Source organism: Rhizomicrobium sp., from assembly GCF_056722145.1.
In genome coordinates this window covers 1-22,562 of sequence record NZ_JBWZET010000299.1, presented here as the reverse complement: position 1 = coordinate 22,562, position 22,562 = coordinate 1, and the positions used below count along the sequence as shown (strand labels likewise).

Below are 22,562 nucleotides of genomic sequence, written 5' to 3'. Positions count from 1 at the left end.
CAACACTTACGATTTTTTCCGGAGACGGGCGGCATAGAATCCATCCATGCCGCCCTGTTCTTTGAGGTGGCATGGCAGGGTCCTGAGATCGCCGTCCGCGGTGACGAACTCGCTGTGACCGAACACCTCCGCCGCCGTCAGCGGCCGGCGGCAAAAAGCAGGGTTGCGCTCCAGGAATGCTTCGATCTGCTCCGGACCTTCTTCGCGTTCGAGCGAGCAGGTGGCAAACACCAGAATTCCGCCCGGCGCCGTCATTTCCGCTGCCGCATCGAGCAGCTCACCGGCGAGCTGGCTGCACAGCGTCACGTCCGCGGCGCTCTTGATCCACGGCAATTCAGGATGGCGGCGAATGGTGCCGGTGGCGCTGCAGGGCGCATCGAGCAGGACAAACGGCGCCGGCTCCTCCGGCTGCCAATCGCGGGCGTCGGCGACAACGCAGTCGGCTCTGAGCCGCAGCCGGGCGAGGTTTTCCCGCAACTGCTCCATCCGCGCCGGTTCACGCTCGATCGCGGTGACGATCGCGCCAGCCGCGGCGAGTTGAGCCGTCTTGCCGCCAGGGGCGGCGCAGAGATCGATCACCCGCGCACCTTTGATGTCGCCGAGCAACAGCGGCGGCAGAGTGGCGGCGGCATCCTGGACCCAGAACGCGCCATCGGCATAGCCGGGCAGGGCGTCGACCCGCACCGGGTCCTTCAAACGGTGCACCGGACCGAACAGCGGTTCGAGTCCGTCGATCGCGACCGTGTCCTTCACCACGATGTCGAGTGGCGGCACGCCTTGATGGGCGTCGGCGATCGCTCGCGCGGTGTCCTCGCCGTAGCCGTCGATCCAGCGTGCCAACAGCCAATCGGGCACGTTGAGCGCGGCCGCGTCCTGGGCCGCGATCGCCTGTTTGCCGTCGCGCGAAACGCGGCGCAGCACGGCGTTGATCAGCGGCTTGAAGTGCACCGCCTTGTGATCGGCCTGGGCAAGGCGGTTGGCACCATCGACCGCGGCATGGGGCGGCACATCGAGGAAGATGAGTTCGCAGGCGCCCGCGAGCAGGATTTCCGGCACCGGCCCAGCCCGATTGCGTGCCGGGGGCTTGGGCACGAACTGGCGGATCAGGTCTTCCAATTGGCCGAGGCGGCGCAAGGTCTCACTGGCAATGGCACGGGCAAAACCGGCATCGCGCGGATCGAGCCCTTCGGCGGCGCTGAGCGCCACATCGAGCGGCCGGCGCCGTCGCAGCACATCGGAGAGGATGGCGATCGCCGCCTGGCGGGCTTTGATGCCGGATTCAGTGCTCAACCCCAAGGTCCTTTGCGCGGCTTTTCGAATACGCCGGTGGACTTTATGCCGCCGGATTTGGGGGCGCCGCTCAGGACGCCACCGGCCATCGCCTGAAGCCGCGCGATGCGTTCGTCGGTCGGCGGATGGCTGGCGAACAGGCCGGCGATGCTGCCGCCGGCGAGCGGATTGATGATGAACATATGCGCTGTCGCCGGATGGGCATCGGCCTCGGGATTATGGGTGACCTCGGCGGCGTGCTCGATCTGCGACAGAGCCGAGGCGAGCCACAACGGATGACGGGAGATTTCGGCACCGGCCTTGTCGGCTTCGAACTCGCGGGTCCGGCTGACCATCGCCTGCACCAGCACCGCGGCGATCGGCGCCAGAATCGAGATCAGCAGCACCGCAACGAAGTTGCCGCCGTCGCGCCGCTCGCCGTCATTGCCGAAGCCGCCGCCGAAGAACAGGGCGAAGTTCGCCAGCATCGAAATGGCGCCGGCGATCGTCGCGGTGATCGTCATGGTAAGGGTGTCGCGGTTCCTCACATGGCCGAGTTCGTGCGCCAGAACGCCAGCGAGTTCCTCGTCATTGAGGCGATTGAGCAGGCCGGTGGTGGCGCAGACCGCGGCGTGGGCCGGATCGCGCCCGGTTGCGAAGGCATTGGGCTGATCGTTCTCGACGATGCAGACACGCGGCATCGGCAGGCCGGCAGCGCGCGAAAGCTGCTCTACCGTATGATAGAGCCGTGGCGCGCTCAGGGCGTCCACTTCCTGCGCCCCATACATGCGCAACACGACCTTGTCCGAGTTCCAATAGGCGAAGGCGTTGGTAGCGACCGCAATGGCAAACGCGATCAGCATGCCGGAAGGGCCACCGATCAGAAAACCCAAGGCGACGAACAGCCCGGTCAGGGCGGCCATCAGGATGGCGGTGCGCAGCGTGTTCACTTGGCTCTTCCAGGACTGTTGCGAGTGTGATGTATGGTGTCGCGCCAGTCAGTCAAGTGACGGAAAGAAAATGGCAAAACTGAAACGCCCGCTATCCGAGGCCGAAATTCAAGCCCGCATCGCCGAAGCCGGCCGGCGGGCGCTGGCAGAGGCCGAAGCACGCCGCCAGGCCGCCGCCGCCGCGCCGGCCCTGCCGAAAGAGGTGGGTGGACGCCAGGGTCCCGAGCCAACCCGTTACGGCGATTGGGAAAAAAAGGGTATTGTGACGGATTTCTGAGGCCCTTGAACGACGCCCCTCGAGGGTCCATGTAACAAGGGTCGCCGGCAGCGAGTTGGAACCACTCCATGTTTATCCAGACTGAATCGACGCCCAATCCGGCCACCCTGAAATTCCTGCCCGGCCGTAACGTCATGGGCGAGGGCCGGGTCGCCGACTTCGACAGCCGCGACGCCGCCGGCCGTTCGCCTTTGGCGCGAGCCTTGTTCGACATGCCGCAGGTCGGGCGCGTGTTCTTCGGCGCCGATTTCATTTCGGTGACCAAAACGGACGGCGACTGGAAGCATCTGAAGCCCGGCGTGCTTGCCGTCATCATGGAACATTTCACCCGCGAACTGCCGCTGATCGAGGCCGGCAACGAAGAAACGGAAGCGGCCGTTGAGGATGAGTCCGACGTGGTTGTGCAAATCCGCGACCTGATCGAGACGCGGGTGCGTCCGGCGGTGGCCCAGGATGGCGGCGACATTATCTATCGCGGCTTCGATGCGGCCAGCGGGGTTGTTTTCCTGCACATGCGCGGGTCCTGCGCCGGCTGTCCGTCGGCGACGATGACGCTGCGCAACGGCATCGAGAACCTGCTCAAGCACTACATTCCCGAAGTCAGCGCCGTCGAAGCGGTTTAGACTTCCGCGCCGAAGCCTGACCGGGACATACCGTGGCGATCAACGACCAAGACTTGGACGCGATCTTCCGTGCCGCGCGCACGCATCGTAGCTGGCTCGACAAGCCGGTACCGCCGGCGATCCTGATGGCGATCTACGATCTGATGCGGTGGGGACCGACCTCGGCCAACACCTCGCCGGCGCGCATCGTGTTCGTCGTCTCGCCGGAAGCCAAGGCGCGTCTCAAGCCCCATCTCGATACCGGCAATGTCGCCAAGACCATGACCGCGCCGGCGACCGCGATCATCGGCTACGATCTCGACTTCGCACGCTTCATGCCCAAGCTCAATCCGCGCGCTGGCGCCTTCGACAACGCCGCTGCCAATCAGGTGACGGCGTTCCGCAACGGCTCGCTGCAAGGGGCGTATTTCATCATTGCGGCGCGGGCGTTGGGGCTCGATTGCGGACCGATGTCGGGATTCGACAATGCCGGCGTCGATGGTGAATTCTTCGCCGGAACCGCGGTGAAATCGAACTTCTTGTGCAATATCGGCTACGGCGATCCGGCCAAGCTCTTTCCGCGGGCGGAACGGCTCTCATTCGATGAGGCCTGTCAGCTTGTCTGAGCGCATCCTCGCCGCCGATACCACGTTCGGCGCTTGCTCGGTGGCACTGCTCGAGCACGGCACCGTGATTGCGCGCCAGTTCACCGAAATGCAGCGCGGCCATGCCGAAGCGCTGGCGCCGATGGCCGATGCGGTGATGCGGGAAGCCGGGCTTGGCTTCGCGGCGATCGACCGGCTTGCCGTCACCACCGGCCCTGGCTCGTTCACCGGCCAGCGCGTCGGGCTCGCCTTCATGCGGGGATTGCGCGTCGCGCTCGGAAAGCCGCTCGTCGGCGTCACCAGCCTGGCGGCAATGGCGGCAGCGGCGCTAACCGAAACCGGCTGTGAGGTTGCCGCCGCCGTGCACGATGCCAAACGCGGTGAGGTCTATCTCGAAACCACCGCCGGCGATCCGGCTGCAGTGATGACCATTGCCGACGCGCAAGCGTTGCTGTCTTCATTCACGTCTTTGGCTTTGGCAGGCACCGGCGCCGGATTGATGGCGCTGCCGGCGGCGCGGGTCACCACGATTCTAGCACCCGATGCTGTTTGGGTGGCACGGCTGGCCGCGACAATGCCGGCTACCGGCTCGGCGCCGCGGCCGCTTTATCTGCGGGCGCCCGATGCCAAGCTTCCGGCGGCGGTGCGATGACGGTCCGCATCGCTACGGCAGCTGAGGTCCAGGCGCTCGCTGCAATCCATTCGCAGAGCTTTGCGACTGAGATCTGGGACGCAGTCGCGATTTCGGGGCTCATGGTGACGCCGGGTACTTTTGCTCTGGTGGACTGCGATGTGACTGGTTTCATCCTGGTGCGGGCCGCTGGAGGCGAGGCGGAAGTGCTCACCCTGGCTGTTGCCCCTGCGGCGCGACGACGCGGCACCGCTTCAGCCCTGGTCGTCGCGGCCTCCGAACGGGCCGCAGAAGCTGGCGCCGAGATCATGTTTTTGGAGGTGAATGCGTCGAATTATCCTGCGATAGCACTGTATAAGCAGATCGGCTTCAGCGAAGTAGGTCGGCGGAAAGCCTACTACGCTGGGCCACACGGCATGCGCGAAGATGCCCTAGTGTTTAAGGGTGCAATTCCACTTCTCCGGGTGGGCTTTTCGCTGCAACTCGGTTAGAGTCGCACATATTGAGGGAGCAGGGGAAAGCTATGACGCGGATCGAAAAACTCTGCGTTGATAAGGGTCTGCGGATGACCGAGCAACGCCGGGTCATCGCGCGCGTATTATCGGACGCAGCGGATCATCCGGACGCCGAGGAGTTGTACCGGCGCGCTTCGGCACTGGATCCGCACATCTCTATTGCGACTGTCTATCGGACCGTGAAGCTGTTCGAGGATGCAGGCATCCTGGAGCGTCACGATTTCCGTGACGGCCGTTCGCGCTACGAGGAAATGCCGGAATCGCATCACGATCACTTGATCGACGTGCAGTCCGGCAGCGTGATCGAGTTCCGCAATGAGGAAATCGAACGGCTGCAGCGTCGCATTGCCGAAGAACTCGGTTTCGAATTGGTCGATCACCGGCTAGAGCTTTACGGCGTTCCCAAGAAGCCCCGTTAAGCATGCCGACCCTCAGAGCGTTTTGCCTGGCCTTCGCGTTTTTCGGCCTGACGGCTCTGAGTGCGCCCGTCCAGTGGATTTCCATCCGCCTCGGCTGGAAGCTGCAGGCAAGCTATCCGCATGCCTATCACAAGTTTCTCTGCCGTCTGTTCGGCATCCGCCTGCATGTAATCGGCGCGCCGGTCCAGGATCGCGGCGTCCTGATGGTCGGCAATCACACTGGCTACTTCGACATCCTGATCATGTCGGCCGCCGCCAAGGTGTCATTCGTGGCCAAGGCGGAAGTGGCCGGATGGCCGCTGTTCGGCCTGATGGCGAGGCTGCAGCGCTCGGTTTTTGTTGACCGCCGCCGCCGTGCCGCAACGGCGGAATCGGCCAAAGTGATCCGCGACCGCTTGCGCCGCGGCGATACCCTGGTGCTGTTCCCCGAAGGAACCTCCACCGACGGCAACCATGTCATCCCCTTCAAGAGCGCCTTGATGGGGGCGGTGGAATCTAACATCGGCAGCGATGACAAGCCGGAATACGTGCCGGTGCAACCGGTGTCGATTTCCTACGTCGGCTTTCACGGCATTCCACTCGGGCGCGAGAATCGCCCGCTCTATGCCTGGTACGGCGACATGGAACTGATGCCGCACGTCTGGGAGGCGTTCAAAACCGGTCCGCTCGATGTCGTGGTGGAATTTCATGCTCCGTTGCAGGTCGGCCCCGGTTTCGGGCGCAAACACCTGGCGATCGTGGCGGAACGGGTCGTCCGCGAAGGCCAAGTGCGGGCCCTCCAGGGCAACTGGGGCGAGCAGCCGGCACTGGCCGCGGCGAGCTGACGGTTTCTTGTGTTCCCGGCGCCTATCGAACATAAACCGGCCATGAAGCGGCTTTTCATCAAGACCTACGGCTGCCAGATGAACGTCTACGATTCCGCCCGCATGGCGGACGTGTTGGCGCCGCTCGGCTTTGCCGCGACCGATACGGCCGAAGACGCCGACATGGTGATCCTGAACACCTGTCACATTCGCGAGAAGGCGGCGGAAAAAGTCTATTCCGAACTCGGCAAGCTGAAACGCCTGAAGGAGATGCGGGCGCGCGCGGGTGGGCGCATGATCGTTGCCGTCGCCGGTTGCGTTGCCCAGGCCGAAGGCGAAGAGATCATCGCGCGCCAGCCGGCGGTTGATATCGTGGTCGGGCCGCAATCCTATCAGCGCCTGCCGGAGATGATCGCGCGGGTCAGCCGTGGCACCGGCCATGCGCTCGAAACCGAATTCCCGGCCGAAGACAAATTCGACACCTTGCCGGCGCCGACTGCAAACGGTGCCCCCACCGCGTTCCTGACGGTGCAGGAAGGCTGCGACAAGTTCTGTACGTTCTGCGTCGTGCCCTATACCCGCGGCGCCGAATTCTCGCGACCGGTGGATCAGATTTTGGCCGAGGCGAGGGGCCTCGTGAACAGCGGCGCGCGCGAAATCACGCTGCTAGGCCAGAACGTCAACGCCTATTGCGGCACGGGTCCCGACGGCGCGGTGTGGTCATTGGCGAAATTGATCGAGGCGCTGGCCAAAATCGACCGGCTGCAGCGGCTGCGCTTCGTCACCTCGCATCCGCGCGACATGACCGACGAACTGATCGCCGCCCATCGCGATATCCCCCAACTGATGCCGTACTTGCATCTGCCGGTGCAAGCAGGGTCCGATGCGATCCTTACCGCCATGAATCGCGGCCACAGCGCGGCGCACTATTTGAAACTGGTGGAACGCATCCGCGATGCGCGTCCTGACATAGCTCTGTCAGGCGATTTTATCGTCGGCTTTCCCGGCGAGAGCGATGCCGATTTCCAGGCGACGCTCGATCTGGTGCGCACGGTGAACTACGCCCAGGCGTATTCGTTCAAATACAGTGCCCGTCCCGGCACGCCGGCCGCCGCCATCGCCAAGCAGGTGCCGGAGGATGTGAAGGACGCTCGCCTCGCCGAATTGCAGGCGCTGCTGACGGCGCAGCAGAAGGCCTTCAATGCTTCATGTGCCGGCCGCACCTTGCCGGTGCTGTTCGAACATCCCGGTCGCAAGGAAAATCAGGCGGTCGGCCGCTCGCCATATCTGCAGCCGGTCCATGTCGAAGGCGCCGCGCCGCTAATCGGCACGATCGCCGATGTGCGGATCGCGGCCGTCCTGCCCAACAGCCTGAAAGGCGTGCTCGTAACAGGTTCCCCCGAAAAGGCATCGCATTGAGCGCAAAAAAGTCGTCCAAGCTGACGCTGGAATTTCCCGACAACGCCCTGTTGCTGGAATTGTCAGGCCCGCACCTGAAACACTTCGTGCGCCTCGAACATAAACTAGCGGTGAAGGTGGGCCAGCGCGGCAACATCGTGTCCATCGAAGGCGCCGAGCGCGACAAGGCCGCCCAAGTATTACGGGCGCTCTACGCCCGACTGGAATCCGGTGAAACCGTCGGCGCCGCGGAAATCGATTCCGAAATCCGCTTCAGCGCCGAGCGCAATGGCGCCCCCGGCGGCGGACCGACCATCGCCACCTGGACTGGCCGTACTTTGCGGGCGCGCTCCGCGGCGCAAGTGGCCTATCTCGACATGATGCGGACCCACCCGCTGGTGTTCGGTGTCGGGCCAGCCGGCACCGGTAAGACCTATCTTGCTGCCGCATTCGGCGCCTATCTGTTGCATAAGCGGCAGGTGGAACGGCTGATCCTGTCGCGGCCGGCGCTGGAGGCGGGCGAGCGGCTCGGCTTTCTGCCCGGTGACCTCAAGGAGAAGATTGATCCCTATCTGCGCCCGCTCTACGACGCGCTGTTCGACGTCATCGGCGAACCGTGCCTGAAATTGATCGAGCAGGGCGTGATCGAAGTGGCACCGCTCGCCTTCATGCGCGGGCGCACCCTGACGCGGGCCTTCGTCATTCTCGACGAAGCGCAGAACACCACGGCAATGCAAATGAAGATGTTTCTCACCCGCTTGGGCGAGGATTCGCGCATGGTGGTGACCGGCGATCTCTCGCAAAGCGATCTGCCGGGCGGGCGCGCCGAAGGCTTGATCCAGGCGCTCGACATCCTGACGGGCATCGAGGGAGCGGCGGTCGCACGGTTTTCCGAGCATGACGTCGTCCGCCACGCCCTCGTCACGCGGATCGTCGCCGCCTATAATGCCGCCGAGGAGGAGCGCGCCGTGACCGCGCGCAAGAACCGCGATTGAGCCTCACGCTCGAAATTGAAGACGGTCGCTGGCGCCGCACCCGCGCCCTTCCGGCTCGCCTGAAAAAGGCCGTCCGCGCCGCGCTTGCCGAGGCCGGTGCTGATCCCAACCTCGATCTGACTGTGTTGCTGACCAGCGACAAGCGGGTTCAGGCGCTCAACCACGATTTTCGCGGCAGGAACAAGCCGACCAATGTGCTGTCGTTTCCCAGTGGAGCAGAAGGGTACATCGGTGATATCGCCATCGCCTGGGGCGTCACCGCCAAAGAAGCCAAAGCCGAAGGCAAGGCGCTGATCGACCATGCCACCCATCTCGCCGTTCACGGTGTGTTGCATCTTCTTGGGTATGATCACACTTCGTCCCGTCTCGCCAAAGTGATGGAGCCGATGGAAACGCGCATTCTGGCGACCCTCAAGATCGCCAATCCTTACGAGGCGAAATGACCAGCGCCGCCGAAACCGACGACGACAAGCCGCCATCACTTTTGCGACGACTGGCGCAATTGTTGCGCGGTGACGATGCGGCGGCTTCGATCCGCGAGACCCTGGAAGAGGCGATCGAGGAGGCCGACCGGCAAAGCCCGGGCCTGTCCGATCAGGAACGCATCATGCTCGCCAACCTGCTCAAGTTCGGCGAGCTCCGGGTCAAGGACGTGATGGTGCCGCGCGCCGACATCGTCGCCGTGGAAGAATCGACACCGCTCGCCGAGCTGATCATGCATTTCCGCGAAGCACAGCATTCGCGCCTGCCGGTCTATCGCGAGACCCTCGATGACCCAATCGGGTTCGTCCACTTCAAGAGTGTGCTCGAACAGCTCGAAGTCGGCGACGACGGCACATTCTGTGTTCGCGAGGTGGCGATTTCGGCAATCCGCCACGACATCCTGTTTGCGCCACCGTCGATGCCGGTGCTCGATCTGTTGCTGAAAATGCAGACCACGCACATTCATCTCGCCCTCGTCATCGACGAATACGGCGGCACCGACGGACTGGTGTCGATCGAGGACATCATCGAGGAAATCGTCGGTGACATCGCCGACGAACACGACGAAGAACAGCCCGGCGCACGGCCACTGCCGTCCGGCGGCTTTGTCGCCGATGCCCGCGTCGATCTCGATAATTTCCGCAGCGAGACCGGCATCGCGTTTCCCCGCGACGAGGACAGCGAGATCGACACGCTCGGCGGTCTGGTCGTGTCGCTGATCGGGCGGGTGCCGCAGCGCGGCGAGATCATCGCCGATCCCAATGGCGTCGAATTCGAAGTGCTCGAAGCCGATCCGCGCCGCGTCAAACGCCTGTTGATCCGCCCGCCCAAGGAAAGACCGCCCGGACATGATTGAATCGCTCACCGGCCATCTGGTGCGGACCGGTAATTTCGTCCGCGCCTTGTCGGGCTGGCCACGTTTTGGATTTGCCTTCGGCGCCGGCGTGGTTTCGGCGTTCAGCTTTGTTCCCTTCGACGTTTTCCCGGCCCTGCTGCTCGGCTTTGCCGCCCTGGTTCTGCTGCTCGACAACGCCGCCGCCGGACCCAAACCCATCCTCGCCAGTGCCCAACTCGCCTGGGCCTTCGGTTTCGGCCAGTTCCTGTTCGGGCTGCACTGGATTGCCTATTCCTTCCTGGTTTTCCCCGGCGCGCACGAATGGCAGATGCCGATCCTGCTGTTCTTCTTCGCCGGCCTCGCCCTGTTCCAGACGGCCGTCGGCGCTGTCGCGGGCCGGCTATGGCGGCCGGGACCAGCGCGCTTGTTCCTGTTCGCGGCGCTTTACGGGGTCGCCGAATGGCTCCGCGGCCACATCTTCACCGGCTTCCCCTGGAATCTTCCGGCCTATGGCTGGGGCGCCTCGCTCGCCGTGCTACAGTCCGCCGCCATGTTCGGGGCCTATGCCCTGTCGCTTCTGACCATACTGTTCGGCGCGGCGCTGGCGGAGTTGTTCGCGCCCCAACCGCGCTGGAAGGCGCCGGCCGCGCTCGCCGCGCTGTTCACATTATTCTGGGTTGGCGGTGCGGTGCGGCTGGCGGCGGCGCCGGAAACGACCGTTCCGGGCGTCACGCTGCGGCTGGTGCAGCCCAATGTACCTCAGGCCGAAAAATACCAGCGCCGCTACGTGCTGAGGAACTGGCGCCGGCTGGTCGACCTGTCACGCGGCCCCGGCAATCCTTCCATCATCGTCTGGCCCGAGGCGGCGCCGCCGTTCCTGCTCGACGAGCAGCCCTTGGCGCTGGATCAGATCGCCCAGTTGGTGGCGGGCCGCCAAGGCCTCGTCACCGGCGCGCTACGCCGCGAAGTTCAGCCCACGGACGACGTCCGCTACTTCAACAGCCTGTTTGTGTTCGGCAAGGACGGCACGCTTGTTACGACTTACGACAAGTTTCACCTGGTACCGTTCGGCGAATATCTGCCGTTCGAAAAGAGCTTGGATGCACTCGGGCTTCAGAAACTGACCGGAATCGACGGCAGTTTCGTGCCCGGTGATGGCATCAAAACGGTGCGTCTGGCCGGAGCCGGTACGCTCACGCCGTTGATATGTTACGAAATTTTGTTTCCCGGTGAAGTCGTGGATGGTCCGCGCCCGGATTGGTTCGTGAATGTCACCGACGATTCCTGGTTCGGCCCGTGGGCCGGCCCGCGCCAGCACCTTTTGGTCGCACGGGTGCGCGCCATCGAAGAAGGCCTTCCGGTGGCGCGCGCGGCGAACACCGGCATCTCCGCAATCATCGATCCTTTCGGGCGAATCACCCGACATCTGGGATTGGGCAAAACCGGTGTGGTCGACGGACCGCTTCCCGCTGCGATTGCGTCCACCCCCTATTCGCGCTTCGGCGACTGGCTGTTTGCAATGATGGTATGCGCAAACGTCGCTTTGACTTGGGTTTTTTCCAAAAGGAAAATGAGGCCTCACTGCGTCGGGCGGTGAATTCGTCTTTGCGATGTGCTACCCCGGCTCCTAGATTTTCATCTCCAACCCATAAGTTTACGACCTTGCCAAAAAAACAAGCCAATCCGATCGACGGTCAGGTAGGCAATAGGCTTCGCCTGCGCCGGATGATGATCGGCATGAGTCAGGAAAGATTGGGCGAGTTGCTCGGTCTGACGTTCCAACAAGTGCAGAAGTACGAGAAGGGCGTGAACCGCATCGGAGCGGGCCGTCTTTTTGAGATCGCACGCATTCTCGGCGTTCCGATCCAGTACTTCTACGAGAGTGTGACCGAGCAGCTCGCGAGCGCACCGGGTTTCGCCGAACGCGATTCCCAGCCCGTGCTCGAATTCGTTTCGAGCGGCGACGGTTTGCAGCTCTCGCTCGCCTATATGCGCATCAAGGATCCCAAGGTGCGCAAGCGGGTGCTTGATCTCGTCAAGTCCCTGGCCGAAGACAGCTCGGAAAACGCGCAGTAGCGCGGTTTTCTGGAACTAGACGGCGAGCCATCCAGTCGCTCGCGGTTTCAATTTGTTTCCTGCCTCCCGCCCTGCGCGTGCAGCCTCGTTTTTCCCGCATCTGATGTGATCGACGGAAAAAGCGGTCGCGACATGGTCGCTGCCGTCAGGTGCCAGCACCTCTCCCCTGAATGACAAGACACCGTGGTCGAGTGTCGCCAAGCCGGCGATCGGGGTCCGGCATGAACCGTCGAGCGCTGCCTGAAAGGCGCGTTCGCAGGCCAGTGCGATTGCCGTCGGCGCATGATCGAGCGGCACGATGGCTGCCGCGGTGCGCGCATCGTCGTCACGGATCTCGATGCCCACCGCCCCCTGGGCCAGCGACGGCAGCCAATCGTCCGTAGACAGAATTTCCGTCACCCGCGCCGCCAATCCGAGGCGTTTCAGCCCGGCCAACGCCAAAATGATCGCCTCCATTCCGCCCTCGTCGAGCTTTCTCAGCCGGGTATCGATGTTGCCGCGCAACAGGACGGGAACGAGATCGGGGCGGGCTCTTTTGAGCTGGGCGGCGCGGCGCACCGAACTGGTCCCCACCCGGGCGCCGCGGGACAGCGCTGTCAGGGACGGCGCGTGCGGCGACAGGAAAACATCGGGCACATCCTCGCGTTCGAGGATGGCGGCAATGCCGAGCCCAGGCGGCAGTGCGACCGGCACATCCTTCATCGAATGTACGGCGAGGTCGATGGTGCCGCCGAGAAGCGCCTCTTCCAACTCCTTGGTAAACAGGCCTTTACCGCCGGCGTCGGCGAGTGGGCGATCGAGAATACGGTCGCCGCTGGTCTTGATGACGACAATCTCTGGAGGGGTGCCGGCGGCGGCGAGGGCGCGCGCCACCATCTCCGCCTGGACGAGGGCCAGTCGCGAGCCGCGAGTTCCGATACGAAGAGCGCTTTCCGCCATTATTTTTTTCGATTACAGCCTCGCGGCAGGTTAGTGTGCTTTGCCGCCGCTGGGTATCCCGGTTTTCGGCCGAAAGCGCGATAAAACAAAGGACTGGACCGTGCGTCCCCTGACCGTCCTCGGGATCGAGACAAGCTGCGACGAGACCGCCGCCGCGGTGGTGCGCGGGGCTCCTCCCGGTCCGGGCGAAATCCTGTCCGATGTTGTCTTCAGCCAACTCGAGGAGCACCGCCCCTATGGCGGCGTCGTGCCGGAAATTGCCGCCCGCGCCCATGTCGAGCTGATCGACGCTATCGTCGAACAGGCGCTGGCCGAGGCCGGCGTGCGCCTGGCCGATGTCGATGCCGTGGCTGCGACCGCGGGGCCTGGGCTGATCGGCGGGGTGATGGTCGGCCTGCTCACCGCCAAAGCCCTGGCGGTTGCTGCCGGAAAGCCGCTCGTTGCCGTCAATCACCTGGAGGGCCATGGCTTTTCCGCCCGTCTGGCGGACGGTGTTGCGACGCCCTACCTGTTGCTGCTGGTCTCCGGCGGCCATTGCCAGCTGCTCGGGGTTGAAGGTCCAGGGCGGTTCAAGCTTTATGGCACCACCATCGATGATGCCGCCGGCGAGGCGTTTGACAAAACCGCCAAGCTGCTCGGCTTGCCCTATCCGGGCGGGCCGCGGATTGAACTGCTGGCGCGCGAGGGCCGTCCCACCTATGTCCTGCCGCGGCCGATGCGTGGGCGCGCCGGCGCCGACTTTTCCTTTTCCGGCCTGAAGACCGCGGTGCGCCAGTTGGTTCAGACCGGCAGCACCGTACCCGCCGACGTCGCCGCCTCGTTCCAGGCTGCGGTAGTCGACATCCTGAAGGACCGTACGGCCGCTGCGATGGCGATGTTCCGCGCCGACTTTCCCGCGGCAGAGACGGCATCCTTGGTGGTGGCGGGCGGCGTGGCGGCCAATGGGGCGATCCGCACCGCGCTGGCGACTCTCGCGGCCGAACACGGTTTCGGCTTCAGCGTGCCGCCGGTGCGGCTCTGTACCGACAACGCTGCGATGATCGCCTGGGCCGGCATCGAGAACGCGGCGCTCGGCCGCTTTGATCCGCTCGAGGCGCCGGCGCTTGCCCGCTGGCCGCTGCACCAAGGCTGAGGACGCCATGAAGATCGCGACCTGGAACGTCAACTCGGTGCGGCTGCGGATGCCGCTGGTGGCGCGGCTGTTGCGCGATCAGGCGCCCGACGTGCTGGCGCTGCAGGAGATCAAGTGCACCAACGACCAGTTCCCGGCCAAGGAATTCGCCAAGCTCGGTTATGTCCATCAGGCGGTGAGCGGCCAGAAAGCCAATCATGGCGTCGCGGTGGTATCGCGCCTGCCGATCAAGCGGCACAGGGTCGACGATTACTGCCGCGAAGGCCACAGCCGCCATCTGCGGGTGACGTTCGAGAACGGGCTCGAACTGCATGATTTCTATGTGCCGGCGGGCGGCGACATTCCCGATCCGGCGCTCAACAAGAAATTCGATCACAAACTCGATTTCCTCGCCCGCATGGAGAAGCTGTTCAAGACCCGTAAGGATGGCTCCACGACGCCGGTGATCCTGGTCGGCGATCTCAACGTCGCCCCGCTCGAGAACGATGTCTGGAACCACAAACAGCTGTTGAAGGTGGTCAGCCACACCCCAATCGAAACCAGTCTGCTCAACACGGCGCGCGCGGCCTACAATTGGATCGACGTCACCCGCCTGTTCGTACCCCCGGCCAAGAAAGTCTATTCGTGGTGGAGCTATCGGGCGAGCGATTGGGACTCCTCCGACCGCGGCCGTCGCCTTGATCATATCTGGGTCAGCCCGGCACTGCGCGAGTGCGTCAAGACCCATCACATCGTGCGCAAGATGCGCGGCTGGGAAAAGGCGTCCGATCATGTGCCGGTCATCGCCGAGATCGATCTGTGATGCGTCTCGCCTTACTCCGCCATGGGCCGACCGACTGGAACGGGCAGGGGCGCGTCCAGGGCTCGATCGATACGCCGCTTTCGGAAGAGGGCAAGGCGCGGATGCGGGCGCTGTTGCCGCCGGCGGGCTTTGATGAGGCGGTCGTCTATTGCAGTCCCAAGCTCCGGGCGCGCCAGACCGCGGCCTGTCTGGGGCTGAAGACCTTGCATCTCGACGACCGGCTGGCCGAGCAGAACTGGGGTGACTGGGAAGGCCTGACGCGGGCCGAGATGCTGGCGCGCGATGGCGACGACGCCTTCGAACGGGCCGGTGGACGCGGGCTCTCGTTCCGCCCGCCACACGGCGAATCCACCGGCGAACTGCACGCCCGCCTGACGGCGTTCTTCCAAGCCGTTGCGGCGCGTGGTCACGACGCCATCGCCGTCAGCCATATGGGCGTGCTGCGCGCCGCCTACGTTCTGGCGACCGGCTGGGAGATGTCGGCGCCGATGCCGCCCGAGCTCGACCTCAAGGCGGCGCTGATCCTGGCGCTTGCCGCCGACGGCACGCCGAGCCTGTCACAGCTCAACGCGCCGCTCAGGCCTCGCGCAGCTCAATAATGGCTGCCGGTAAACTTGATCGGGAACTTGATTGTTCCGGTCTTGCTGCCGATCGGCAGAGCATCCGCCACGCACAGCGCCGCCTTGTCGAAGCCGTCGGCCGGTGACGGCGCTTCGACGATCTTGCAGCCGCTGACTTTGCCGTCGGCCGCCACACATTCGAGCGTCACCGTCGCATCCTTGGTCGACTTGCCGTACTGCGTGAGGCACTTCTTGAACACGTCGTTCAAATCGCCGGCCACAGCCGGCGCGGCCAGCGCGGCCGCAACAACAACACAAAAACCCAATTTCAAACCGAAACGCATTGCACCCACCATGTTGATCTTCGACCGGTCTCAGGGCCGGATGGGCAACGCTAGCGGCGCATCGCTTAAGCGAAGGTTTCGGGGCTGCAGCTTGGTGCGGATTTGCGTTTGCTGCGACGATGCAACGCTGAAATACGACGGAGTGATGACAAAGAAAACCGCGTCCCATCAGCATTATATGCATCGTTCGCACAAAGACGATGCAATCGCATAAAAACCGAGCAGCACCTCACGCCCAGAACGGTGTCGTGGCGCGGAACCTTTTCCAGCGTTTGCCGGTTTTTTCGGCAATCGTTTCGGCGCGGGCCTGATGCAAGCCTTGCAGCAAGCCGGCGGCATAGCTCAAATCAGCCTGCACGCCGGCACTTTCGGCTTCTTCCAGCATCAATCGGCCGACAACGCCACGCACTTGTGCGACGTCATTGAGGTGCCCGAGCAGGTCCTGCAATTCCTTCAGCGGCTTCAGCCAGTGCTTCACCGTCTTGCCCGGATAGAGGGGCGCGAAAAACTCGCTGGCATAGCGCAGGTTTTTGAGCGCGATGCGCAAACGGTGGCGCGACGGCGGATCGAGGCGCTTGAAATGACGGCCGCGCCGCTCGGCCCGCCGGACCGCGTGATCGAGCAGGCTTGGTGCCAGCGCGGTGATGGGGCGATCCTTCTCCCAGACGGCCGCGCGCGCCGCTGCTGTGACCTCGTCCTCAAAAGCGCGGAACGATGGCGCGGTGATCGTCGCGATCGCGTTCCGCCACGCCTCGCGGCGCAAGCGCTCGGCCCGGCTCGCCAGAATATCGAAGCCGCGGCGCGGTCCCAGTTCCACCACCGCCGGCTGGAACAGCTCCGCGACAAAGACATCGAGATCGCGCGCCTGTCCGATGGTGGCGATGAGGATTTTTGCGCGCGCATCAAGATCAGCGAACGCTTTCGTTATCTTCATCGCGGTGCGCAAGCGGCGCAAGGCGACGCGCATCTGGTGCAGGGCTTCGCCGTTTTCGGCCTGCACCGCCGCCGGCACATTGGCGTCGAGCTGAGCGAGGGCGTCGAGCAGGATCAGGCGCAGCGCCTCGTCAGCGCCGAGACTGCCGTCGATCCGCGGCGCCTGCGCAAAAACCGGCACCAGGACTGGGCGCGGCCGCTGCGGCTCGCTCATCGTTTCCCACCAACACCTGTTATTTTCAGGTATTGCGGACCGGAATCCCTGCCGATGCAAGGGCATTCTTGGCGTCGGCGATAGACCATTGACCGAAATGGAAAATCGAGGCGGCCAGTACGGCATTGGCGCCGCCGTCGCGGACCCCTTCCACCAGGTGCTCGAGGGTTCCGACCCCCCCCGAAGCGATCACCGGCACCGACACCGCATCGGAAATGGCGCGGGTCAAGGGGATGTTGTAGCCGATCTTGGTGCCGTCGCGATCCATCGAGGTGAGCAGGATTTCGCCGGCGCCATATTCCACCAGCCGGATCGCGTGGCGCACCGCATCGATGCCGGTCGGGTTGCGGCCGCCATGGGTGAAGACTTCGAACTTGCCCGGCGCCACCTGTTTGGCATCGATCGCCGCAACGATGCACTGGCTGCCGAACTTCTCGGCGCCTTCGCGCACGAACTCGGGCCGCTTCACCGCTTCGGTGTTGATCGACACCTTGTCGGCACCGGCCAGGAGCAGGCTGCGGATATCGTCCAAGGTGCGCACGCCTCCGCCCACGGTCAGCGGCATGAAGCAGACATCGGCGGTGCGGCGGACCACATCCAGCATGATGGCGCGCTTCTCGTTCGAGGCGGTGATGTCGAGAAAGCAGAGTTCGTCGGCGCCCATGCGGTCGTAGAGCATGGCCTGCTCCACCGGATCGCCGGCATCGCGAAGATCGACGAAGTTGACGCCCTTGACGACGCGCCCGTCCTTCACGTCGAGACAGGGGATGATGCGGATCTTCAGCATGGGGAGCCTGCGCGAATGGCGCATAGCGAATAGCGAATGGGGCGGGAGGAGTCCAGTTTGCCGGGGCCGCGCGGCGGTTGGCGCCGATGTGCACGCGGACGCAAACCCGCCTGACGGCGCCGTTCACCTGGTAAATGTGGCAATAGCGGTAGTGCGGCGGCTGGGCGGCGGCGATCACAGATTTGGCAAGGGCGAGGGCGCGCTTCAGCCGTGCGAGACAGCGTTTGGCCTCGGCGTCGGCGGCGCGCCATTCGGCCAGACCGGGTTTGACCGCATTGCGATTGCCCGCCCTCGCTCCGGGCTTCGCGACGCGACGCCGGACAGGCTGCCGTGGCAAACCCGCTTCGGCAACATAATTGTTATTGGGGTTTTGCGAGCGGGGAGGGGGTGCTGACTCGTTACGCGCCCGTTCACCATGAATCGGCCTGCGGCGCGCGGTCCGTTGCATCGCTTCCACGACAAGCGACGGCAGTTGCAGCAAGGCGAGCGCGTCTTCCATCCGAGCAACGACGAGACTTCAGACGAGATGTGGGAACCGAACCCACGTCCTTCAAGATCGTTAGGGATGTAACACTTATCACGATTTTCGAAGGCTGAGACGCAGGCGCAGGGGGAGAGTGAAGCTGCGATCGTGGTACTGGTCCGCGATGCGTCAGAACTTGCGTTTGGGCCGCCCCTGATCCAGCATTACTCTTGTCACAAACGGACCTCGGGGTTCGGCTATGAACCATCTTATCCGTCTCGCAAAGGCAATCATAATTGCGGCGATTGTCCTTGATTGTAGCGTACTAGCGGTCGTGATCTATCAATGGTTCATGTTCGCAAGCGCACCGGGCGTACAAACATGGAGCAGCTTGGCAGCGCTCACTGTCTTCATTGCCTATGCCTTGATCCGACGGCACGACATCTCGGCGTGAACGTGTGTGCTCACACCATCTGCCCCCGCGGGCGACACGGTTTGACTCTCTGGCATGATGACTGTGGGGGAAGTGGTTCGGCGCGGAGCGGCGAACCGAAGGGGGCTTAACGTCAGGACGAGCGGTGAAAGCCCCCTTCGGCTGTCGCACCGCTGCGCGTTCCGACAGCCACTTCCCCCACGCTCTACGTGCCGGTGAAGAGGGCGTCTCGCGCGTGGGGGCAGAAAGCGCATCTCGCGTCATTTCATGGAATGGACGCGGCCAGCGTGGGAATTATTTAAAGTGTCCCGTAAATTTGGTCGCGCTGCGGCGCTGGCTCCGCCGGGGAGGCATCATCGCCCCCGCGCCATCGCGGCGACGTTGAAGAGGGCTCGTCCGAGCGCGGCCTCGGCGGGGACGGCGGTGGTTTTGCACAAGGCTTCGGCTTCGAACAACAGGTCGAGGGCGTTGCCGAGGCGATCTTCGTTCCACTTCTGCAGCTGCAGCTTGAAGGCGTTGGCGCGGGAAAAGTGTAGCGGCGGGCGCAGTTTCTTGAGCGCGAATTCGATGTTGTCGCCGCGGGCGGCATCGACCGAGACCAGCAAGAGGCGCTGGAAATGGCCCATCGCCTGGCGCACCACGGCGATCGGCGAAATGTCGGAGGCCCACAGCCGTTCGAGCGCGAGGTCCAGCCGCTTCAAGTCGCCGAGACCGGCGGCATCGCAGGCTTCGTCGGCGCGCGCTTCGGCTTCGTCGCCCATCGCAGCGCGCACGTCGTCGAGGCTGACCTCTTTCTGGCCGCGGCAGTAGAGCGCCAGCTTTTCCAGTTCGCGCCGGGTGACGCCGCGGTCCGAGCCCAGCCGCGATACCGCATCGGCGAGCGCATCGGCGGTGATCGAAAGGCCTTCGATGCGCAAGCTGTCGCGCACCACGTCGGGCAAATCGCGGGCGGTGTCGGGATAACAGGCAAACGCCGCGGCGTTGTCGGCGTCTTCGAACAGCTTGCGCAAGGCGCCGCCCTTGGCGAGATCGCCGGCCTCCACCACCACCAGGGCATCGCCCTTGGGATCGTCGAGAAAGGCCTCGAACACTTTCGCCAGCGCATTGGTGGCGCCGCGCACCCGCACGACGCGCCGTCCGCCCAGCATCGACATCGCCGCGGCTTCGTCCGCGAGGCGCGCCGGATCGGCGGCCAGCGTTGCCTCATCGAGATCGGCGACGCGGAAGGGATCGCTGAGGTCGCCGACCACCGTTTTCAGCAGCGTTTCGGCGCGCTCGCGGGCCAGCCCGGCGTCAGGCCCGAAGACGAGGGCCGCCAGCATCGATTTGGGCGGGTTCTTCGCAGTGCGCTCGGCTTCGAAGGGGCGGATGACGGTCATGGACGCTCTTTCTGCCCCCGCGTGCGGAAAACTCTCGTCACGGGCACACAGAGCGCGGGGGAAGTGGTCGCGACGCGACCAAAGGGGGCTTGTAAACCAATGTAAGCCCCCTTCCCACGCTGCGCGTGGCCTTCCCCCGCGTTCTCAGTGCGGGTCGCGGCAGCCTTGCGCCCGCGGGGGCAGAAAAGGACTGCCGTCACTTCTTCGCCTGCTGGGCGAAGTACACCGCGAGGTCGATGCGGATACGGTCGGCGATGTCCTCCGCCGCGCGGCGGTCGGCGTCCTGCTGCACGGCGAGCGTCGCATAGGGCGAGTTGAGGACGTTGTAGGCCGACAGACCGGTTTCGATGCCTCTGGTGATCACCGCGCCGCTGCGCGCATCGACGAGTTCGTACTCGCAGTGCAGCGTGTCGTTGTAGCGGGTGATCGCGGTCTGGGTGATGCCGCCGGTGGTGGTCTGGCTCTGCACGCCGATGGCTTCGCTCTTGGTGGTAATCGTCAGCTTCAGATGATAGCGCGCGCCTGCCGCCTCACTCTGGGCATCAAGCGAGTCGATCAGTTTGTTGCGCAACTGATAGCCGAGCCGCTCCGGCACCTCCTCGACGTAGACCGCGCGCAGCGTCGCCTGCATGGTGCCGCCGGGCGTATTGGGCACGGCATACAGCGGATGAAAGCCGCAGCCGGCGAGGAGGGGAGCCACGAAAAGCCCGACAAGAAGGACGGCTGCGTTTTTCATGCGTCACACCACGATGTTGACGATCCGGTTCGGCACCACGATGATTTTCTTCGCCGGCTTGCCGTTCATAGCCTTCTGCACGGTGTCGAGCGCCAAAGCTGCCGCTTCCGCCACCGCCTTGTCGGCATTGGGCGCGACCTCGATGGTGCCGCGCAGCTTGCCGGCGACCTGCACCGCCATTTTCACGGTGTCGGCGGCCGTCAGTTCGGCCTTGGCCTGCGGCCACGGCGCGGTGGCGAGGAAGGGCTGGTGCCCCAACGCGTCCCAGCAGCTTTCGGCCAGATGCGGCATCATCGGTCCGATCAGTTTGACCAGGGTCTCGAGCGCTTCGCGGCGTTCGGGGCCCGGTGCGGTCTGGGCGGCAGTTATAGCATTGGCGAGCGCGTAAATCTGCGCCACGGCGCGATTGAAGCGCAGCGCCGCCAGATCCTCGGTCACCGCCTGGGTGGCGCGATGGACGGCGCGGCGCAAATCCGACGTGCCCTCAACCGGGGTGCCGGGCGGCGGAAGGTTTTCCGCCTCGCTGACCAGCCGCCAGACGCGCTGGACGAACTTCCAGCAGGCATCGGCGCCTTCGTCGGTCCATTCGATGTCGCGCTCGGGCGGGGTGTCCGACAGCATGAACCAGCGGATGGTGTCGGCACCGAAGATATCGATGATGGCCTCAGGCGCCACCACGTTTTTCTTCGATTTCGACATTTTTTCCGACGGACCGACGGTGACCTTCTCGCCGCTGTCCTTGATGAAGACGCCGTCGGCGCGCTTTTCGATCTGGTCGGGCGACAGCCAGGCGCCGGCGGGGTCCTTATAAGTCTCGTGGCAGACCATGCCTTGGGTGAAGAGCCCTGCGAACGGCTCGTCGATCTTGACGTAGCCGGCTTTCTTCATCGCCCGCAGGAAGAAGCGGGCATAGAGCAGGTGCAAAATCGCGTGCTCGATGCCGCCGATGTACTGATCGACCGGCAGCCAGTAATCGACTGCTTCCTGGCTCACCGGGCCGGCCGCCGTGGTGTCGGTGAAGCGGGCGTAATACCACGAGGAATCGACGAAGGTGTCGAGGGTGTCGGTATCGCGCACCGCCTCGCCGCCGCACGCCGGGCATTTCACATGCTTCCAGGTCGGATGGGCGTCGAGCGGATTGCCTTTGACATTGTAGGCGAGATCGTCGGGCACTTTGACCGGCAGATCGGCCGCCGGCACCACGCCGCAATGGGCGCAGTGGATCATAGGAATCGGGCAGCCCCACGGGCGCTGGCGGCTGACCAGCCAGTCGCGCAGGCGATACTGCACCGTGCGGGCCGCAATGCCGCGCGCTTCGAGGCGGCCGGCGACTTCGTTCTTGGCGGTATCGACATCGAGGCCGTTGAGGAAGTCGGAATTCTCCAGGCGGCCGGGGCCGACATAGGCTTCATTGCCGACATCGAAGGTTTTCGGATCGGCGCCCTCGGGGATCACCACCGCCTGAACCCGCAAGCCGTATTTGCGGGCGAAATCGAGGTCGCGCTGGTCGTGCGCCGGGCAGCCGAAAATGGCGCCGGTGCCGTAGCCCATCAGCACGAAATTGGCGACATAGACCGGCAGCTTCCAGCTCGGATCGAACGGGTGGGTAACGGTGAGGCCGGTGTCGTAGCCGAGCTTCTCGGCCTTCTCGATGGTCTCTTCGGCGGTGCCGATGCGCCGGCATTCGGCCTGAAAACGGGCCAGCGCGCCGTCGTTCCTGGCGAGTTCTTCGGTCAGCGGATGATCGGCGCTGAGGGCGACGAAACTGGCGCCGAACAAGGTGTCGGGGCGCGTCGTGAAGACTTCGAGCTGGCCGCCAGTAGACAGGTCGAATTTGAATTTGAGGCCTTCCGAGCGGCCGATCCAGTTCTTCTGCATCAGCCGGACCTTTTCCGGCCAGCGCTCCAGCCCATCGAGGCCGCTCAACAGCTCGTCGGAATAGGCGGTGATCTTCAAGAACCACTGCGACAGCTTCTTGCGTT

General features: G+C 64.3%; 25 protein-coding genes. 16 read left to right on the top strand and 9 right to left on the bottom strand.

Translation table 11 applies throughout. The features are described 5' to 3' along the window. Window positions 1–6: 6 nt before the first annotated feature. The gene (locus AC1P6P_RS15625) at window positions 7–1,290 is read right to left on the bottom strand and encodes an RsmB/NOP family class I SAM-dependent RNA methyltransferase (protein WP_481403368.1); all 1,284 of its coding nucleotides are present in this window, start codon (window positions 1,288–1,290) and stop codon (window positions 7–9) included. Continuing rightward, window positions 1,287–2,219: a zinc metalloprotease HtpX gene (gene htpX, locus AC1P6P_RS15620; RefSeq protein WP_481403367.1), complete on the bottom strand. Its 933-nt coding sequence runs from the start codon at window positions 2,217–2,219 to the stop codon at window positions 1,287–1,289. Before htpX ends, AC1P6P_RS15625 begins: the two co-directional genes overlap by 4 nt. A gap of 70 nt (window positions 2,220–2,289) precedes the next feature. Here htpX and AC1P6P_RS15615 point away from each other — a divergent pair, with 70 nt between their 5' ends. From AC1P6P_RS15615 to AC1P6P_RS15555, 13 genes are all read left to right on the top strand, one after another. Next, window positions 2,290–2,496: a DUF1674 domain-containing protein gene (locus AC1P6P_RS15615; protein ID WP_481403366.1), complete on the top strand. Its 207-nt coding sequence runs from the start codon at window positions 2,290–2,292 to the stop codon at window positions 2,494–2,496. A gap of 68 nt (window positions 2,497–2,564) precedes the next feature. Further along, window positions 2,565–3,119, top strand: coding sequence for a NifU family protein (locus tag AC1P6P_RS15610; RefSeq protein WP_481403365.1), 555 nt, complete (start codon window positions 2,565–2,567; stop codon window positions 3,117–3,119). Between the two features lie 32 nt (window positions 3,120–3,151). Continuing rightward, window positions 3,152–3,724: a malonic semialdehyde reductase gene (locus AC1P6P_RS15605; RefSeq protein WP_481403364.1), complete on the top strand. Its 573-nt coding sequence runs from the start codon at window positions 3,152–3,154 to the stop codon at window positions 3,722–3,724. Then, a complete protein-coding gene (tsaB, locus tag AC1P6P_RS15600; RefSeq protein ID WP_481403363.1) occupies window positions 3,717–4,355 on the top strand; it encodes a tRNA (adenosine(37)-N6)-threonylcarbamoyltransferase complex dimerization subunit type 1 TsaB in 639 nt (212 codons plus the stop codon). Before AC1P6P_RS15605 ends, tsaB begins: the two co-directional genes overlap by 8 nt. Then, window positions 4,352–4,825 carry a GNAT family N-acetyltransferase gene (locus AC1P6P_RS15595; protein ID WP_481403362.1) on the top strand — a complete coding sequence of 158 codons (474 nt, stop codon included), beginning with the start codon at window positions 4,352–4,354 and terminating at the stop codon, window positions 4,823–4,825. The genes tsaB and AC1P6P_RS15595 overlap by 4 nt, the downstream gene beginning before the upstream one ends. A gap of 32 nt (window positions 4,826–4,857) precedes the next feature. Further along, complete coding sequence (locus AC1P6P_RS15590; RefSeq protein WP_481403361.1) at window positions 4,858–5,268, top strand: Fur family transcriptional regulator; 411 nt, start codon at window positions 4,858–4,860, stop codon at window positions 5,266–5,268. A 2-nt stretch (window positions 5,269–5,270) separates the two neighbouring features. After that, window positions 5,271–6,092, top strand: a complete 822-nt coding sequence (locus tag AC1P6P_RS15585) for a lysophospholipid acyltransferase family protein (RefSeq protein WP_481403360.1) — start codon at window positions 5,271–5,273, stop codon at window positions 6,090–6,092. Between the two features lie 42 nt (window positions 6,093–6,134). Beyond that, entirely contained in the window at window positions 6,135–7,490 is a 1,356-nt protein-coding gene (gene miaB / locus AC1P6P_RS15580; protein WP_481403359.1) for a tRNA (N6-isopentenyl adenosine(37)-C2)-methylthiotransferase MiaB, read from the top strand. Then, a complete protein-coding gene (locus AC1P6P_RS15575; RefSeq protein ID WP_481403358.1) occupies window positions 7,487–8,464 on the top strand; it encodes a PhoH family protein in 978 nt (325 codons plus the stop codon). The genes miaB and AC1P6P_RS15575 overlap by 4 nt, the downstream gene beginning before the upstream one ends. After that, window positions 8,461–8,907, top strand: a complete 447-nt coding sequence (ybeY, locus tag AC1P6P_RS15570; RefSeq protein ID WP_481403357.1) for an rRNA maturation RNase YbeY — start codon at window positions 8,461–8,463, stop codon at window positions 8,905–8,907. The genes AC1P6P_RS15575 and ybeY overlap by 4 nt, the downstream gene beginning before the upstream one ends. Next, window positions 8,904–9,803 carry a hemolysin family protein gene (locus tag AC1P6P_RS15565; RefSeq protein ID WP_481403356.1) on the top strand — a complete coding sequence of 300 codons (900 nt, stop codon included), beginning with the start codon at window positions 8,904–8,906 and terminating at the stop codon, window positions 9,801–9,803. The genes ybeY and AC1P6P_RS15565 overlap by 4 nt, the downstream gene beginning before the upstream one ends. Beyond that, on the top strand, window positions 9,796–11,379 hold the full coding sequence (gene lnt / locus AC1P6P_RS15560) for an apolipoprotein N-acyltransferase (protein ID WP_481403355.1): 1,584 nt from the start codon (window positions 9,796–9,798) through the stop codon (window positions 11,377–11,379). Before AC1P6P_RS15565 ends, lnt begins: the two co-directional genes overlap by 8 nt. A 65-nt stretch (window positions 11,380–11,444) precedes the next feature. Continuing rightward, window positions 11,445–11,858 (top strand): helix-turn-helix domain-containing protein, encoded by a 414-nt coding sequence (locus tag AC1P6P_RS15555; protein ID WP_481403354.1) that lies wholly within the window; start codon window positions 11,445–11,447, stop codon window positions 11,856–11,858. Window positions 11,859–11,873: 15 nt separating this feature from the next. Here the strand turns inward: AC1P6P_RS15555 and hemC are convergent, their stop codons facing one another. Continuing rightward, the gene (gene hemC / locus AC1P6P_RS15550) at window positions 11,874–12,797 is read right to left on the bottom strand and encodes a hydroxymethylbilane synthase (protein ID WP_481403353.1); all 924 of its coding nucleotides are present in this window, start codon (window positions 12,795–12,797) and stop codon (window positions 11,874–11,876) included. Between the two features lie 109 nt (window positions 12,798–12,906). Between hemC and tsaD the strand changes: the two genes are divergently transcribed. Genes tsaD through AC1P6P_RS15535 form a run of 3 tightly spaced genes read left to right on the top strand, consistent with a single transcriptional unit; the run spans window position 12,907 to window position 15,330 of the window. Beyond that, window positions 12,907–13,929 (top strand): tRNA (adenosine(37)-N6)-threonylcarbamoyltransferase complex transferase subunit TsaD, encoded by a 1,023-nt coding sequence (gene tsaD, locus AC1P6P_RS15545; RefSeq protein ID WP_481403415.1) that lies wholly within the window; start codon window positions 12,907–12,909, stop codon window positions 13,927–13,929. Window positions 13,930–13,936: 7 nt separating this feature from the next. Further along, window positions 13,937–14,731 carry an exodeoxyribonuclease III gene (gene xth, locus AC1P6P_RS15540; RefSeq protein ID WP_481403352.1) on the top strand — a complete coding sequence of 265 codons (795 nt, stop codon included), beginning with the start codon at window positions 13,937–13,939 and terminating at the stop codon, window positions 14,729–14,731. Next, window positions 14,731–15,330 carry a histidine phosphatase family protein gene (locus AC1P6P_RS15535; RefSeq protein WP_481403351.1) on the top strand — a complete coding sequence of 200 codons (600 nt, stop codon included), beginning with the start codon at window positions 14,731–14,733 and terminating at the stop codon, window positions 15,328–15,330. Before xth ends, AC1P6P_RS15535 begins: the two co-directional genes overlap by 1 nt. Here AC1P6P_RS15535 and AC1P6P_RS15530 read toward each other — a convergent pair. The 6 genes from AC1P6P_RS15530 to leuS form a co-directional block, all read right to left on the bottom strand. Then, window positions 15,324–15,635 (bottom strand): energy transducer TonB family protein, encoded by a 312-nt coding sequence (locus AC1P6P_RS15530; protein WP_481403350.1) that lies wholly within the window; start codon window positions 15,633–15,635, stop codon window positions 15,324–15,326. The genes AC1P6P_RS15535 and AC1P6P_RS15530 overlap by 7 nt on opposite strands. 229 nt (window positions 15,636–15,864) lie before the next feature. Continuing rightward, window positions 15,865–16,782 (bottom strand): CHAD domain-containing protein, encoded by a 918-nt coding sequence (locus tag AC1P6P_RS15525; protein WP_481403349.1) that lies wholly within the window; start codon window positions 16,780–16,782, stop codon window positions 15,865–15,867. Window positions 16,783–16,807: 25 nt separating this feature from the next. Beyond that, window positions 16,808–17,569 (bottom strand): imidazole glycerol phosphate synthase subunit HisF, encoded by a 762-nt coding sequence (hisF, locus tag AC1P6P_RS15520; RefSeq protein ID WP_481403348.1) that lies wholly within the window; start codon window positions 17,567–17,569, stop codon window positions 16,808–16,810. 1,249 nt (window positions 17,570–18,818) lie between these two features. Further along, a complete protein-coding gene (holA, locus tag AC1P6P_RS15515) occupies window positions 18,819–19,844 on the bottom strand; it encodes a DNA polymerase III subunit delta (RefSeq protein WP_481403347.1) in 1,026 nt (341 codons plus the stop codon). A gap of 196 nt (window positions 19,845–20,040) precedes the next feature. Further along, entirely contained in the window at window positions 20,041–20,580 is a 540-nt protein-coding gene (lptE, locus tag AC1P6P_RS15510; RefSeq protein ID WP_481403346.1) for an LPS assembly lipoprotein LptE, read from the bottom strand. 3 nt (window positions 20,581–20,583) lie between these two features. Beyond that, on the bottom strand, window positions 20,584–22,562 hold a 1,979-nt coding region (gene leuS, locus AC1P6P_RS15505; protein ID WP_481403345.1), incomplete at its 5' end, for a leucine--tRNA ligase.